The organism is Chitinophaga nivalis (genome assembly GCF_025989125.1).
Taxonomy (GTDB): Bacteria; Bacteroidota; Bacteroidia; order Chitinophagales; family Chitinophagaceae; genus Chitinophaga; species Chitinophaga nivalis.
The window spans coordinates 4,289,370-4,305,492 of sequence record NZ_JAPDNR010000001.1; the positions used below are offsets into that span (position 1 = coordinate 4,289,370).

At 45.7% G+C, this 16,123-nt stretch carries 9 protein-coding genes and 1 pseudogene; 4 read left to right on the top strand and 6 right to left on the bottom strand.

Going from position 1 to position 16,123, the window contains the following annotated elements; translation table 11 throughout:
• Positions 1-118: 118 nt before the first annotated feature.
• From OL444_RS17050 to OL444_RS31985, 3 genes are all read left to right on the top strand, one after another.
• Positions 119-1,192 (top strand): AraC family transcriptional regulator, encoded by a 1,074-nt coding sequence (locus OL444_RS17050; RefSeq protein ID WP_264731250.1) that lies wholly within the window; start codon positions 119-121, stop codon positions 1,190-1,192.
• Between the two features lie 263 nt (positions 1,193-1,455).
• Positions 1,456-2,385, top strand: coding sequence for a pentapeptide repeat-containing protein (locus OL444_RS17055; RefSeq protein ID WP_264731248.1), 930 nt, complete (start codon positions 1,456-1,458; stop codon positions 2,383-2,385).
• 172 nt (positions 2,386-2,557) lie between these two features.
• Positions 2,558-2,641: a hypothetical protein gene (locus OL444_RS31985; RefSeq protein WP_371879038.1), complete on the top strand. Its 84-nt coding sequence runs from the start codon at positions 2,558-2,560 to the stop codon at positions 2,639-2,641.
• 818 nt (positions 2,642-3,459) lie between these two features.
• Here the strand turns inward: OL444_RS31985 and OL444_RS17060 are convergent.
• From OL444_RS17060 to OL444_RS17070, 3 genes are all read right to left on the bottom strand, one after another.
• Positions 3,460-4,221 (bottom strand): hypothetical protein, encoded by a 762-nt coding sequence (locus tag OL444_RS17060; protein WP_264731246.1) that lies wholly within the window; start codon positions 4,219-4,221, stop codon positions 3,460-3,462.
• A 31-nt stretch (positions 4,222-4,252) separates the two neighbouring features.
• Positions 4,253-7,624 (bottom strand): TonB-dependent receptor domain-containing protein, encoded by a 3,372-nt coding sequence (locus tag OL444_RS17065; RefSeq protein ID WP_264752027.1) that lies wholly within the window; start codon positions 7,622-7,624, stop codon positions 4,253-4,255.
• A gap of 215 nt (positions 7,625-7,839) precedes the next feature.
• Positions 7,840-8,886, bottom strand: a complete 1,047-nt coding sequence (locus OL444_RS17070; protein ID WP_264731243.1) for a FecR family protein — start codon at positions 8,884-8,886, stop codon at positions 7,840-7,842.
• Between the two features lie 510 nt (positions 8,887-9,396).
• Here OL444_RS17070 and OL444_RS17075 point away from each other — a divergent pair.
• Complete coding sequence (locus OL444_RS17075; RefSeq protein ID WP_264731242.1) at positions 9,397-11,550, top strand: Ig-like domain-containing protein; 2,154 nt, start codon at positions 9,397-9,399, stop codon at positions 11,548-11,550.
• 183 nt (positions 11,551-11,733) lie between these two features.
• Here the strand turns inward: OL444_RS17075 and OL444_RS17080 are convergent, their stop codons facing one another.
• The 3 genes and pseudogenes from OL444_RS17080 to OL444_RS17085 form a co-directional block, all read right to left on the bottom strand.
• Positions 11,734-13,611: an outer membrane beta-barrel family protein gene (locus OL444_RS17080; protein WP_264731240.1), complete on the bottom strand. Its 1,878-nt coding sequence runs from the start codon at positions 13,609-13,611 to the stop codon at positions 11,734-11,736.
• Positions 13,612-13,827: 216 nt separating this feature from the next.
• A pseudogene (locus tag OL444_RS31990) lies at positions 13,828-14,151 on the bottom strand (carboxypeptidase-like regulatory domain-containing protein); the annotation flags it as partial.
• Between the two features lie 316 nt (positions 14,152-14,467).
• Positions 14,468-15,667 carry an RICIN domain-containing protein gene (locus OL444_RS17085; RefSeq protein WP_264731238.1) on the bottom strand — a complete coding sequence of 400 codons (1,200 nt, stop codon included), beginning with the start codon at positions 15,665-15,667 and terminating at the stop codon, positions 14,468-14,470.
• Positions 15,668-16,123 lie beyond the last annotated feature (456 nt).

Genomic DNA, 16,123 nt, shown 5'->3' on the forward strand with positions numbered 1-16,123 from the left:
ATTAACAACTTATATGTTATTGGACTGGCGTATCATATATATAGGAGGTGTTTTTATCGCGCTATTCCTGTTTATCATCCTGATCAGCAAGCGACAAAAAAGTACAGCGGATAAAATCATGAGTACCTGGTTATTCCTGGCGATGATTCACCAGGTACTCATCGGCTGGTATGCATCCAACCAGATGAGCGACATGCCTGCACTCATCGGATGGGAGCTGCCGTTTCCCTTCCTGCATGGCCCTTTCCTGTATCTGTATATTTTGTATCTCACAGGCCAGCAACGGTACGGATGGCGTAATATACTCCACTTCATCCCGGCTGTGCTGACCGCCATCATCCTGGCGCCTGTGCTGGGAAGTATGTCTGTGCAGGAAAAGCTGGGCTTAGTAAGACCTTCCGGCTTTGAGTGGCTGTTCCAGGGGATCGTTAGCAGCATCATTATTTCCGGCGTGGTATACGTCATATTATCGCTACGGCTGCTGCGCCGGCACCGGCAGCATGTGGCTGTACAGTTTTCCAATACCGATAAGATTACACTCAACTGGTTACGTTACCTCATTGGCGGAATGGGCGTCATATGGATGGTGGTGATATTTTTCGAGTCGGCGCAGTCGTTGTATATCGTCGTGGCGCTATTTATTTTCTTTATCGGGTACTTTGGTATCCGGCAGGTGGGCATCTTCTCCAGCCTGCCACCGACGCATGAAGTATACCTGCCCGCTGTGATCGCGTCGCCTGAGACGCCGCCGGAGGTTGAAGCAGCAGCTGTTCCCGACGATGTAACGGGTGAAAAAGTGAAGTATGAAAAAAGCGGGCTTACAGATACGGAAGCCATCCGGATTCATACCGCACTGACAACACTCATGCAGCAACAGACATGTTACAAAGATCCGGAACTAACCCTGGGCGATCTGGCCAAAACGTTGGACGTACATCCTGCCATCCTTTCCCAGGTAATCAATTCAAAAGAAGGGAAAAGTTTTTATGACTACATCAATGTACACCGGGTGGAAGCGTTTAAACAACTGCTGCTACAACCGGAGAACCAGCAGTATACCCTGCTGGCGCTGGCATTTGAGTGTGGGTTCAATTCCAAAACCAGCTTTAACCGCAATTTTAAAAAGATTACACAGCTTTCTCCCAGTAGTTATGTGAAAGCGTTGCATATAAATATACAGCCAGGAGAGTAATGGGATAATCGGGGTGCAATGCCGTTTGCAGGTCTGCTCTTTTGTTGCCACCTCCCAACCAGCCATCGTATAGTCATGGGAGAGGAGCTCTTTCCGTTGCGCGATTTCATAAGCCCGTTGCGCATTTCAACGGATACAACTACCGGTTGTCAGATAACCACTATAAACAACGGCAGAACAACTAACGGGTGCGGTGTTTTTAGGGATAACAGGGATGAATCAGATTATCTTTACCGGATCGAACGCATAAAAATGCAGGTTATATGGATACTAAAATAATTGGTGGCAAAATTGCCCAGGCACGAAAGGCTCATCATATGTCTCAGGCACAACTGGCGAAACAGTTGTTTATCAGCCCGCAGGCAGTAGGGAAATGGGAGCGGGGTGAGTCAATGCCGGATATCACTACTTTCAACCGGCTTGCGGAGCTATTGGGTGTTGATCTGAACTATTTTTCATCAGATACGCCTCCGGCAGCGCATGAAATAGCCTCGGATATATCAGTGGAGCAGCCATCTGTTCCTGAAAACAAGCCGGGCTTAGGTAGTCCGGAGCGCCAGGTATCCATCAACCTGGCGGTGGTAGATTTGCAGGGGACCAATTTCGCGGGGGCCGTTTTACACAAAGGGAAATTTAAAACAAGTCCGTTGCGCGGAGCCAATTTTGCGGGTGCTGATTTAACAGGTAGTTCGTTTGAAATCATCGATGCGCAGGAAGCCAATTTTGATAGCGCCAATCTGACGGACTGCCATTTTTCCATCACCGACCTGACCGATGCCAGCTTCCATAAATCCATCCTGGTACGTACTGTCCTGAGTATGTCGGGCCAGGGCGCGAAGTTCGTAGCGGCAACGCTGACCGATGTGACCCTGAGCAAGGCTGACCTTAGAAAAACCACCTTTGAGCAGTGTATCTTCAATAATGTAGACTTCAATGCCTGCGACCTGCGGGGATTGTGTTTGGATGGGCAGACCTTTATCGGCGTCCGGTTTGACAAGTCTGTTATGAACGATGTTTCGTTCAGGGGAGCCACCCTCCGGCATGTATCATTCAAACTACCATTTTCCCTGACGAACAAATCTTACCTGGCCATGAAAACCGTTTGCTTCGACGGTGCGATGATGGATAAGCTGACATTTGCGGCACTTAAAGGCTTACGCACGATTGATTTGTCGAAGGTGAGTGTGATATGAAAATGAGTATAAATAAAATAATTCCATTGCGTGGTTTTGTGTATAGAACTATATAGCATGTCAAAAAGAAAATAAGAACTGGCAAATGATCAATGGGCAATTCTAAGTCTGCTTATTCTATCACCGACATTGTATATATGGTGATAGAGAGATTTAAAGTAAAATACTATGGATATTGAGAATAGGTGCTACGTGGATAAATTTGCCAGATCGTTTTCCTTCTTCTTCCACATGTTTTAGGCGTTTCAGTAGTTGAAGTAATGATGGTGTATTACGCAAATATTAGAGACTTTGGCACAGGATCTTGAAGCAATAGGCAATATTGAGCTGTTAGAATGTTTTATTGATGGTACCTTTGCAGTTGCAAAAAAAAGGAGCATAAAATGGCATATTTAACGCAAAAAATAGGACAATCAACACGATGCCCCCTACACTCCCTAATGATTTCGGTTTGCTCATATAATAAACGAAAGAAATCCTAAAAAAGAAGGTGTTGTTAAATACACCTTCTTTTGTGAATTAAGATAGATTGCATCACTTAGTTATCAACTTATTTACAAATTAAACCACATTGCAATAAACAAGTGCGTGAGGCTTGAGGGCAATTATTAAGACAACCAAGAAAGCATCGTGCTGAACCACCACTACATTCAGTGGGATAACAGTTACTAAACATCTGGGATACCCCCCCATTTAGTTCTTTCATTTCATTTCTATTAAGGATTTTGCCTAATAGTCCAAATTTTTCCATGATTGATTGTTTTGATGGTTATTTAATAAAAAAGCCTAGCCAACGAATTACAGGTAAGCTGTGCGGATGGTAATAGCCAGCGGAAGGAATGCAAAATAGGACATACTACTGCTGTTTGACGGCTAAGAATCTTTTTTTACTACTATTTCAGCATTACTTATCCCATTTTCTCCACTTAATGAAAAGTACTTTAATGTACTGATAAGATGTGTCACATCATGATATGTTTTATCAGTACATTCTTACGATATCCAAAAGAGCAAGCCATCCCCATCGGGATGGCTTTTGCTTGTTTTTTATGCTTGATAAGCAAATGAAATAGCCTACTCCAGGTATTGTGATATTTCCACTGCCTCCACACCATAGAAGTTACCAAATCCGTCTACCGCTTCCTGTACCTGCATCGCATACTTTTTATCCGCCTGTGGTGCATTCAGTGTAAAGTTGGCCGTTAGTCCATTCGGCAGATATCTTTCCTTGGGGTTATCGGCTTTTACAAGTTTGAAGCTGATATAGGGATAGTAAGAAGCCACTTCCAGATCTATAAAAGCTGTCGCATCTTCATTGAAGGCATATAGTTTGGTAATGGTAGGTTTGCCTCTTCGTTGCAGCGTTACTTCCAATGCAATATCACTGATAGGTACCTTACTGAAAGTTCTTTCAGGAAAACTAACGAGTACGCCTACATTACCAGGCGTTACTGCCGGCATCTCCGGTAATTTATCAACGATGGAAACACCATTGTAATAAAACGTAACCTTATTGGTAACATTGGCGCCATCAATGTTTTTCTCTAAAAGCTGTTCTCCTTTACCGTTCAGAATAGAAAATTTAGTGGCGCCATTGGATAGCTGCACTAAATCGACGTTGCCCTGGAAATAGCTACCCGGTTCAGTAAGGTTAGGTTTAACCACCGTTTCTCCCAGTTTAAACTGCAGGGAATCTTTGGCGATATACCCTTTGATATTGATTTCGATGATATTATTCTTTGGATACAGTTCTTCCTGTGATTTGGTACAGGCAAAAAAGGAACAGCTAACCGCTAGTACAGCTATTTGCCTGGAGATGCTAGGTAATATCTTCATGCGATGATTTTATTAAAGCGTGATACTTTTTTTAGAATTTATAATTTACTGTCAACGTAAAACGGCGACCGGTTTTTGATTTATAGGTAATCTGATCTCCTTTGTCATAGTTATTGGATTTGCCTGGTTTCAGCACCATATGTTCGGTGTAGAAGGTCGGGTTATCCAATCTGGGATCCATTTTATTGTTTACATTCTTTACTTCGTCATCGTAGGTATAGCTACCCTCGTTGGTATAAAAGAGAATGCTTTCATTGAACAGGTTTGATATGTTGAGCACGAATTCGAGATTACTGTTCTTTAAACATTTGTAACTGATCTGTGCATCCATTTTACCATAAGGATTTTGTAACTCCGAATAACGGAGGGAAGAACCTACCAGGGTATATTTTCTGCCGGTTTTGTTATACAGCAGGTTGACGCCCCATTTGTTGGTCTGGTAGGCGAGGCCCAGGTTATAGCTGTAGGGAGATTGTCCGTATAACGGCCGGTTGTCGCGGTATACCACGTCTTTGGAAACCGGTTTGCCTTCCTTGTCCAGCTCAAGTGTATTGCCATATTCGTCTATCGTCGTACGGCCGTAGGTATCCACGATGCTATTGTTCAGAGACAGGTTTCCGGTAAATTTCAGTGGTTGCAATGCGTCATGAATGAAACCAAAGTTTTTCTGGATATCTACCTCAAGACCAAATACCTGGGCCCTTTTGGAGTTTCTCAGGGTAAATTCACTTTTATTGGTCGCCGTCAGGGCATTATACATTTCTATCGGGTCAGCGATATTTCTGTAGTATAGGCCTGCAGAAATCAGGTCGCCGGGTGCTGGGTACCACTCTGCTTTAAAATCATAACCATCGGTTACAGAAGACACCACAGGGGCATTCCAGATATAGGCAGAATATACGGGATCGTAATACGAAAATCTGTTTCTTTCAGCAAACTGTGGTCTGGAAACTGTTTTCGCATAGGCGAGGCGGAAGTTGAAATCCGTCCATGGGCTATAGGTAAAGTTAACAGACGGTAAATACTGCCATTTCTTTTCTTCTTTCAATGGCGTATCCATCGCGCCATAGCGGCCATCATTCGGATTGGTTACCTCTTCATATTTGAAGTATTCTGCTCGCACACCCCATACCAGTCTGAATTTACCGAAGTGGTTGTCGAACATGGCGAAAGGAGCATGCTGGTAGATGTTGCCTTCATACCTTGAGTTACCCCCGATGGTAGGCAGCCAGGCAAAACCATCTTTGTGAAAATTCTTAGGGTCTTGTAAGTCAGCCGCTGAAATGCCTCTGTATTCTTTGGGCAGATTATTTGGTACATTATAAAGGCCTGCTTCGAAGTAGTCCTGCGACCCATTTTTATTGGTACCAAAATAACCTGCCTTGAAAATTTGTTTTGCGCCGTATACATTGAAAGGAACAGAGATGGCTACATTCCAGTTCAGGTCTTTCCCCTGGTAGGCATAGTTCCCCCGGCTGAAAGGAAAGCGGCTGGTCGTGCTTTGGGTGTTGGTGGCAGGGAAGTAAACCGCCTCGCCATTGATTCTGTCGCTGGAATAGCCGAGGTAAGTAACATCTTTCTGTACCCGTTGGATTTGCGTATGTGCCAGGCCCCAATCAACTTTTACTTTACCGATTTCATGACGGCCTTCCAGTTTATTTTGAATGAAGTCGGTGTACAGGGGTCTGTTCACTTCTTCTATGCCAGGGATATCCGTTGCATAGTCGGTTTGGTCTTTAGACCATCCTTTGATACGGGTGAAGTCCTGGTTGAAGATGTGGGAATAGACATTGCGAAATACCAGCTTGTTTTTACCCAGTTGCACGCCTGTATTGAATAAACCGCCCCAGGTGGTATTGGTATTATAGGTATTACCAGTATTCCGGTATTGGCTGTTGGGGTGATCGTCGTCCAGATTAGGACCTATAGCCGATTGCCAGCCACCTCTGGTGAAATGGTCAATCTGCTCGGTTTCCTGCGAATTTTTAAAGGATACAGCAGCCACGAAGCCCAGCTTATTGGTATTGTTTTTACCGATAGGGAATACTTTACCACCGGCCAGTTTTGCATTCAATCCCATAGGTGTATTGCTGGAATAGGTGGTGAAGTTATCGTGGGTAAATAGCCGCGATTGCTCATACAAATTAGGGTTATCGGCGGCTTTTCCTTTGATTTCATTTTCCAGCTCAAGGGTCGTTTTCAATTGATCCCGTGAAGGAAGTGATCTGCGGCCGTCATCAAAACCCAGGTAATCATGCTTCCCGGCTTTACGTCCCAGTTGTTCTTTGAAAGTACTGAGATCATTGTAGGAAGTACCCAATGAAACGGTGAAAAAATCCTGATCCGGAATATCCTTGGTGTTTACTTGTACATATCCGCCGGCAAAGTTGGCGTTCATGTCTGGTGTAGGTGTTTTGCTCACAACGATGTTGTCGATCAGGCTGGCGGGTATCAGGTCAAAGGAAAAAGATTTTTTAACCGGCTCCGTGCTGGGTTGTGTAATACCATCAATGGCAGTTTCGTTCCAGCGTTCGCCCATACCACGTACCACTACATATTTTTTGTCGATGGTAGTGAGGCCGGTCACGCGGTTCAAAGCGTCTGCGGCGTTGTTGTCCGGGCTGCGGGCAATTTGTTCGGCAGAAATCCCATCTGATAATTCAGCTGCCTGTTTTTGTTTGGCCAGCAATCCTGATATACTGGCTTTCTTGTAGCCGGATGTAATCACCACCTGATCCAGTGTATTTGTTTTCGCCTTCATGGCTATGGTGAGGGGCGTGAGGCTGTTTTCCTTTACCACCACATTCGTGATGCGCTGGGTCTGGAAGGAGATATAGCTGATCTCTACAGTATAGGTACCTGGTTGTACGGTCAGCATATAACCGCCGTCGCTGGCAGACTGCGTGGCTGCATTGTTGTTGTCCACGATACGGATAGAAGCGCCGATAAGTGGTTCGCCACGATCATGTATGATCTTTCCGCCGATGCGGCCGGGACGCTGTTGGGAGGGCGTTGTTTGCTCCGTGGCGGCGGGCTTTTCATCAATCATGATATGATTGTTCCGCAGGGTATAGCGCAGCTGCGTATTTTTCAATACTTCTTCTACCGCTTTTTTTACCGTAATACCGGTGGCCTGTAGGGATACTTTTACGGTCCCGTATTTATTGATGTCGTTGCCATAAACGAATTTGAAGCCACTCCGTTGCTGTATTTCGGCCAGCGCCTCTTTGATGGTCCGGTTGGACAGTTGCAGGCTGATTTTTTGATCGGCTGCCTGCTGGCTGCTGGCCGGCAGGGGAAATGTCAGGAATAACAGGGCTATTGCCAGGATAGAAAGCCCGACATGCTTGCCCGTTCGAAGTAGCATAGCTGATAATCCCGATGGGGAAGTGTTTTTTTGCATATTATTGTAAATGTTTTACTGATGAATTGCTGCGCATATTGATTGGTAAACCCGGGTATTCCCGGTAGGTGCTGTAAAGCCATGCAGACCGTCAAATCGTAGGGCTTTTGCAGCGATAAGGTGTCCTGCCGCTGGTGGGACACTTTTTTTAATGATAGATGATCAGGTAATTTTGCTGTCCATAATTGTTGTTTTTTACTGTCCTGTTTTAGTATTTATTGAATGGTACATGTTTTTCCATCTGGAGAGATCCGGTAACTGAATTTGCCCACAAACCCTGTCATGTCCAACACTTCCGACAGGGATTCCGTAGCCGAAAAGAGGCCACTCACGACCTGTCTGGCGATGACGGCATTTTCAAAACGAACGGAAACGCCGTATCTATGCTCCAGCATTACGGCCACATTGCCCATGGTCATATCCGTAAACACCAGGTTGCCGGCTTTCCATTGTTCCATGCTGCTGATATCTGCTTTGCCGGCGGTGGCCTGCCCGGTTGCCGGATGGTACGTGATTTTATGTCCGGGTGTCAACAGCGCCAGTTCGGTTGTTTTTTCTGCGTGTACGGCACTGATGCTCACTTTACCGGTAGCTACGGCTACTTGTTGTTCCTGCCCTTCATAGGCAGTTATCTTAAAAGAGGTGCCCAATACCCGGGTTAGCATGGTGCCCGACCGGATGGTGAAGGGATGCCGCTCATCACGGGTTACGTCAAAAAAAGCTTCTCCCCGCAATTCAATGTCGCGACCTGTTTTTGGGTAAGTAGCCGGATATTTCAGGCGGCTGCCTGCTGCCAGGTATACCACTGTGCTGTCGGGCAGAACGTGTCGCCTGGGGGCGCCGCTGGGATTGACCTTTTCTACATAGCGTATTTCAGTAGTGGCTGCCAGCCGGTTTTTACTGAGTTTTCGTACAGCCAGTCCCGATAGTAATATACAGCCGGTCCATATGGCAGCATACCTGAGCGATTTGCGCCAGCTGATGGTGTGTTTTTCTTTCACCACTGCAGGAGCGGGAAGACTGCTTTCGTAGCCGGCTATACGCTGTTGCATGGCTTGCTGTTGTTGCCGGATATGCTGCTGCATAGCCATACTTTCCGCCAGAGGATAATCCCAGGCCAGCGCTTCCCGCCGGCGTATCAGCGTATCCAGCAATATCCGGCCTTCGTTGGTGTCGAGTATGATATATACCTGCCAGCGCTCTTCGGCCGTACAACGGCCTTGCAGAAATTTTTGCAGTAAGTAGCTTGCAGCTTGGTTCATGTATTAAATTTATGTTAACAGCAAAGCGGCTACCCAAGCGGCTATACGATTACTGTTAAACTCGTTTTTTACCTGATGTATAAGGTTTATAAGCGCCCCTTTTTCTATAAAGACGAGAAAATAATTCAAGCACCACCTATGCGAAGGCGATTTTTTTTTGAGGATAAAAAAAGCCGTGCAGTATGAAGCATCTCATACCCGGGATCTGCTGCCTGCAGCTGAAAACAGCCGCTGTACGTATCCGGGAAAATACAGGATAACCCTGACGCTTACACTGCGACCGCTTTATAGGTTCGCCTATGTATTTTTATTACTGAATAAAGACTATCGACCGGCTTAACTAATTGGCACTTACCCTGACTCAATGCTGTTAACATGTTCCCTCCATGTAACAGACAATGTGCAACCATTTGTATGACCACTTTGCAGACACCTTATTGTCGCCTGCTTCCACACAGGCATCTGCCAACGATCTTTTAAAAATTTTATGACCCTTCTAATCCTTTACGTATGATGTTACCCAAATTTTACTCCTTTAGCAAGATGTTGATCCTGTTCCTGCTTTTCAGCTGCCTGCTATTGCCCAAAGTACGGGCACAGGTATACGCCAATAGTCAGACTGCCGGTGTCACGGGGTTATGTCTGTTATGTGGCGTGGCTAATGCAGGCAATGCCGTGAATAACAGTAACCTGAATGATTACGCCACTTTTAATATCGGTGTGGGATTATTGGGGGTGTCGGTGTATCAGACACTTATTTTTCCTGCTGTCGGCACTGCTGGTTGCGATTCGCTCGTGATCGGCATTGGTAGCGGCAATGCCGTTCTCTCAGTCAACCTTTTGGCGGCGCTCACCATACAAACATTCAATGGTACGGTCGCCAATAACGATGCGCAGCGGGTAGACAGTAATAACCTGCGACTCTGGGGCAACAACCGCGCAGAAATTGTGCTGAAGCCAGCCAGCACTTTCGATCGGGTGAGCGTTACGTTATCCAGCCCGCTCCTGGGGTTGCTGAATGGCTTTAATCTGTATTATGCGTACCGTAAGCCTGCCCTGGCAGCCCCCAAATTGGCCGACAGCACCAGCATCTGTAGGGGCGATACGGCCACGTTGACAGCCACGGTACCTGCCGGCGTAACAGTACGTTGGTATGATGTCCCGGCGGGCGGTACTTTGCGCTATACCGGTGCCCGTTACAAAGTCAGTCCGGCTGTTACAACCAGCTACTATGCCGAAGCGGCAAAGAGCGGATGTACCAGTGATCGTAAAAAGATAGCCGTCATTGTACACCCGAAGCCTGCCAATCCGGTATTTACCGTAAATCCGAGCGTGTATTGCAACGCCCCCAGGATAGGAATTTCCAACCATACTGCTGCTGTTTATTACCAGGTACGTACGGTATATGATGGTCTTGATGGCCAGCTGCTCGACACTGCCTTTACCGTGATGAACAGTGATACCGTTGTGGTGCGTGACCTGAATGAATTCTACAATGTTACTACCAGGCTTTATATACAGGCGGTTGATAAACTCACCGGCTGCCGGTCAGATACCGTCATGCAAACCCTGATATTCAGCGCACATGCTACCTATGCCGATGTAGATGCTGATAATGTGACGATCTGTAAGGGGGATAGTATTACGCTCCGCGCATATGCCCATGGCCAGCCCAATAATACCCTCGTGAATATACGCTGGTATGATGCCCCCACCGGAGGTACCCAGCTGCATAGAGGAAAAGAGTTCCGGGTTAGTCCTGCCGATACGACCCGTTATTATGTGACCACTGGCTATTATTGTGAATACCTGGTACGTACCAAAGTAACTGTGAATGTACGCAAGCTGCCAGCCCCTGTTTTTACGGTACCTCAGGGACCAACGTGCGGCGCCACCAAAATAAAAATAGAAAATCATCAGGCTGGCTATAGTTATCGGGTGAGGTTCCGGTTCAGGTATAACCCCGAAATACTATTCGACACCGCTTATGTGGTTCATACCAGTACCTTTCCCATATACGGATTTCTGCCGCCATTACCATCTGTCGTAGATATTTATGTACAGGCAGTAGATGCCGTGACAGGATGTCGCTCTGATACGGCGCATAAACTGATGAACATCGACGGTTACGGCCAGCTACCTGCGGTAGATGCAGATAGCCTGAGCATATGCAAAGGCGATAGCGCCACCCTGCACGCATTTGTGCCGATATATATGGGTGCCCGCATCCGTTGGTATGATGCGCCTGTTGGCGGGAACCAGCTGTATCGGGGATATTATTTTAAAGTAAGCCCGCCGCAAACTACGGTATACTATGCTGCCGGCGGATATGGATGCGAATTCCCCAAACGTGTTCCCGTGAAAGTAATCGTGAAGCAGTGTACGAAACAAGCCTACCACCAGGCTTCGAAGTCAATAACGTTTACGCACACACTGACCTTATTCCCTAATCCCAGCGCTGGTGAAGTACGGTTGCAGGAGAAGACAATACTCGCCGGCAGTTGGCTGATTATCAGGAATGCCGGAGGTATGGAGGTACAGCGGAATATATTGGCGGATAACAGATTTATGTTTGCGCCGCAGCTGTCAAATGGCATCTACTTTATTGAGATCAGAAAAAGTGCAGGCGAGGTGTATGTTGGGCGGGTGATGCTGACAAGATAAGATTTGGTCATGCCGGGCGCGTTGACAAATGTGTCCGGCATGACCGATTGGATGGTAGCTGTTGAAATGCTATTGCTGCCTATATTTCCACCAGCCAGCTGAAAAATGTTCAGGCGAATAATGACCTGCAATTGCTATAGATAATAGCTATAAAAGAACGTTTAACAGAATGGAACCGGGTACTTAATTTTCGGTTAAAGTACTTCGTTTCTTTTCTTCTTCGGCTACATTATTTTTCCTGACATTTTTGATGGCACCACCAAAGTTGTAACTCAGGTTTAATTTAATCATGCTGGTTTCGAATTGGTTTTGCCACAATTGCTGTACAGCCCCGCTGTTTTGCTGGTAGTAATTTCGGTATGATTTAAAAATGTCCATAAAGTTAAGTTGAGCCGCTGCTCGTTTATTCAAAAACTGCTGCCGGATACCCATGGTTAAATAGGCGAAAGCCTGGTTGGTAATGCTACGATCCATGCTTTTGCCGCGGTAATTGAAAAGAACCATGACAGAGCAGTTCTTGCTGAGGGAGAAGCTATTGTACGAAGTGGCAGACAGACTGATAATACCCCTGCTCTGTAGTAATACATCATTAAATACACCTTTAAAAGATCGTTGCGATAAAATAGCATTTGTACTGGTGTACCACCAGGGTAGTACTTGTTTGCCGTACATGGCCTGCAAGGTGAAATAGCCCGCATAATCGGCGTTGCCAGGCAAGGTGGTAATGATGCCATCATTTAGCGGAATAGAAAGACTGGTAAAATCATCCTTACTATAACTGTAGGTAAGGCCGAAGAAAAATGAATTTTTATAGCCATACCACAAGTCAGCATTGTAGGCAATTACAGGTTGAAGTGCAGGATTACCCTGTTGTAAATTGTTACTGCTAATGATCCGCACCAAAGGATTTAAACTTTCATAACCGGGGCGTTCTATCCTTTTGTTGAGCCCTAAGCTAAGGTTATGTTCTTCAGATAATTTGTAGTCAACATGCAGTGAGGGAAATGGCTGAAAGTAGCTGCTGGTAAAACGGTTTGTTGCAAATTGCTGTTCGCCCTGTCCATGCGTATATTCTCCTCTTATACCTACCTGATAGGAAATCTTTTTTTTCGTACGGCTATAGGTCAGATAGAGTGCGGTAATACTTTCTTTATAAGCGAATAAATCGGTTTGCTGACTGACCGGATCCTGATAAAAATTAGCATTTTGGGAATTGACATAACTTGTTTTTATACCCATCTCTAACTGGCCACCATTGCTTAATGGATGGGTATAATCCATTTTAAATGCATACGTATCAAAAATACGGTCTTGCGCTATTATACTTTTCCGATTGGAAACCGGACTGAAAGTGAGGGTGCTATTATCCTGGTCATTATAGTTGCCATAATGGTAATAATCCCAATCGATCGTTAGTTCCCGCCCGACGGTATCTATTTGATGTTGCAGGCGTAATCCGGAGGAGAAATTGCTCGCATGAATATCAACCAGGTTCATAAATTGCGATGCTACAAGGCCGTTTCCTGTCTGCCTGTTGTTGATATTAGCAACGCCGTCACGGTGAAAGGTTTGAAATGTTGGTTTAATGGATGCAGAGAGGGTCGTGCGTTTTGAAAGATAGAAATCCATGCCCAAATTGGGCGTATAATTGCTATTGGTTCTGGTGCTTTGAATATCAGCGGTGGATTGACCAATTGTTTTTCCGGCAGCATCAAGAAAGGTAGAAGCAATGTAGCTGTTGTAAAAATACTTGTTGTAATTGTAATCAACATTCAATATTAAGTTATAAAACTTTCTTTTGTAATTAAGATTGATACCTCCATTTGCTTTTCCAAATCTCCCTATCCCGCCACCAGCATAGATGTTGCCGTTTAATCCTGCTTTGTAGTTGCGTTTGCGGATAATGTTAATGATAGCGCCATTACCTGCCGCATCATATTTGGCCGACGGTTGGGCGATGAGTTCTACTTTTTGAACTGTGGCCGACGAAGTACCTTTTAACATTCCCGCCAAGGCTTCAGCTGAGAGGGGAGTGGCTTTGCCATCGATATAAATCTGCACTGATTTTCCATTGAGGCTAATCCGATCATCCGGTGTAACGGTAACACCCGGCAATTGGTTCATCACTTCCAGGATGGGGGCGCCGGAACCCAATCCGTTCAGGTTTACGATAAGTTTATCCGCTCTTCTTTCTACAAATGGCAACTGTGCCGAAATGTTTACCGCGGCCAGTTGTGTCACCGCTGGTTGAAACCGGATGATACCAAGCGATGTCGTTTGTGCAGCAAGTATATCGAAAGCTTTCGGGTAAAATGTACCATACCCCATCATCTTCAGCGCTATCAGATATTTACCTGCAGGGATTTCGAATGAGAAGTGTCCCCGATCATCAGCAAGTACCGTTTTAATGGTGCTGGAATCTTTGCTGCTTTTTAAAGTTGCCTGTACAAATGGGAGGGGGGCGCCCTTTTCATCCACCACTTCACCGGTAACGATGCTAAGTTTTTGCTGGGCATTAACAGGCATCTTGCTGAAGAACAAAACGAAAATGAAACCTAAACAGTAATAAAATCGGGTGGATGTAGGCAATGTAATAAGCATAACGTTTGTAGGAATTAGATGCCCTCAAACGTATAACTAATAAATTAGTTAATCAACTAATTTATTAGTCTAGATAGCTAAGTGTTTAAATATTTTGTCTATTTAACTGATTCTCAGACTGAAAATTTATAGCAATCCCCCATCCGAACGCGCCATTAGGCAACGAATCTGATATGTTTCCTGCCTGTTTGGAAATCCGGGCTTAAAAATCGCTGCTATAATAAACAGATTATTATCGTCCTCATTTTTACTACGCAGCAATAAACGAATGGATATCCCGGAGGATAACCATCCGTTTCATTTTATGAAGCGTGCATTAAAGTGCCGTAAGGGTCCATTTCTGGCTACTGCCGCCATGCTGATGCCCCAGAATAATCCTGGAACCTGCTGTATTATTGGCGTTAGCCACATCCCAGATCAATCCGGTTTGTTTATTGATGAAAAGCCAGCTGCCATCCGGGTTTTGTACCGGCTTCCATTGCTGTTGGTCATTGCCTGTCCATTCCATCTGCTGGATATTGTTACCCACTGCGCCCAGTACCTTGGCACTGTGGCCGGTAGAGATGCGGTACCAGTTACCGCCCTGATGAATCAGCTGCCACAGCTGGTTCATGTTACCTTCGTAGTGCCATTGCATAAAGTCTGCGTTGTCGTTGGTGGAGGCGCGGCTGATATCGGGTGTAAGAAGGCTCATGGTATTTATGATTTTAAATGCGCCGTCAGACAGAATGCCGCCGGGTACGGGTACATAGGGCGGTAATGTGATGGCCGGACCTTCGTAGTTGGAATTGGCGGTATATATCGTCCATAGCTGCTCAATACTTCTGCCGGTGCGGGTCCACCAGAACTTCGGTGTATAGGTACCTGCACGGCAGGCTTTATCTGCATCCAGTACAGCCCCTGGCAGTACCCGTTTCTCTATCCAAACCAGGAACCTGGAGGCGACATTATAACCGGTAGACAACGGGCGTGGCTCGAGGGCGCCAAATATAGGTCCGGGGGCCGCACTGCGGGTATTGATCATATACCGTACAAAGTCGGGGATCCCTTCCGCCATGAAATGTGGGCCCACCTTGTATTCCTGGATGATATGCGTTACTTCATGTGTCAGCACATCGATGTTAATCGGGTTGGCATTAATGAAAGCAGCATCGATCGTAATGATGCCATTGGAGGCGGATCCGGGATACTCATGTCCTGGCTGAATGATGACAGTCACCTCTTTTTGCGCATTCGGATTCAGATATGCCACCATGATGGGATATACATCAAAAAAGAGATCTACCAGCGCCGTTTTGGTAACAAGGGTAAAATCAGGACTGTTATTGATCAACTTGAAACTGAAAGGAGAGCCGGGCCGGGTAAATGTTTCGGTGACAGGTACAAAGGCCTGCGCCTGTGCGGATAAGCTGGCAGCTGCAGGTTCGGGTAGGGTGTCTTTACTGTTTTTACTACAGGAAGCCAATGCCAGCAGGCATCCGGAAATACATAGCAGTCTTCGGAAACGGAACATCATGATATTGGGTTTATGAATGAAGGAAAGAAAGACCTGTCCTGGCAGGAATGGGTTCCCGCAACAGGCGGATGGTCATTTTATTGCGCCTGTTTTTAAAGGTTACCTGTAATGCCGGTTACTGTGGCCGGCGTTTCGTACACATAGGTGTTGTTTTACCATATTCGTTACCGTTAGTGTCCCCTGTTATTTAACAGCAGGGAAGATAATAGCCAGGATAAGGACGGATGATGCTGATCCCGGGTTAACATTTTCAAAGCATGGTTGATGTCGATGCTATTAAGCCCACCATGTACATATTTGTTTACCATTTATAGCACCAAAATTATTGAAATGTAGTATTGCCGGTTGTCAACAGATACTCAATGAATTGTTAACACATTCTAAAGATGGCCACCAGAAGGGGCGGGGATCAAAAGCTTTTATTATCTTACCAACGGCAAAATGAGCTATCCGACC

Bases quoted from the DNA above. Each gene is read 5' to 3' on its own strand.
- OL444_RS17050 (WP_264731250.1), top strand. From the start codon at position 119: ATGAGTACCTGGTTATTCCTGGCGATGATTCACCAGGTACTCATCGGC.
- OL444_RS17055 (WP_264731248.1), top strand. From the start codon at position 1,456: ATGGATACTAAAATAATTGGTGGCAAAATTGCCCAGGCACGAAAGGCT.
- OL444_RS17060 (WP_264731246.1), bottom strand. From the start codon at position 4,221: ATGAAGATATTACCTAGCATCTCCAGGCAAATAGCTGTACTAGCGGTT.
- OL444_RS17065 (WP_264752027.1), bottom strand. From the start codon at position 7,624: ATGCAAAAAAACACTTCCCCATCGGGATTATCAGCTATGCTACTTCGA.
- OL444_RS17070 (WP_264731243.1), bottom strand. From the start codon at position 8,886: ATGAACCAAGCTGCAAGCTACTTACTGCAAAAATTTCTGCAAGGCCGT.
- OL444_RS17075 (WP_264731242.1), top strand. From the start codon at position 9,397: ATGATGTTACCCAAATTTTACTCCTTTAGCAAGATGTTGATCCTGTTC.
- OL444_RS17085 (WP_264731238.1), bottom strand. From the start codon at position 15,667: ATGATGTTCCGTTTCCGAAGACTGCTATGTATTTCCGGATGCCTGCTG.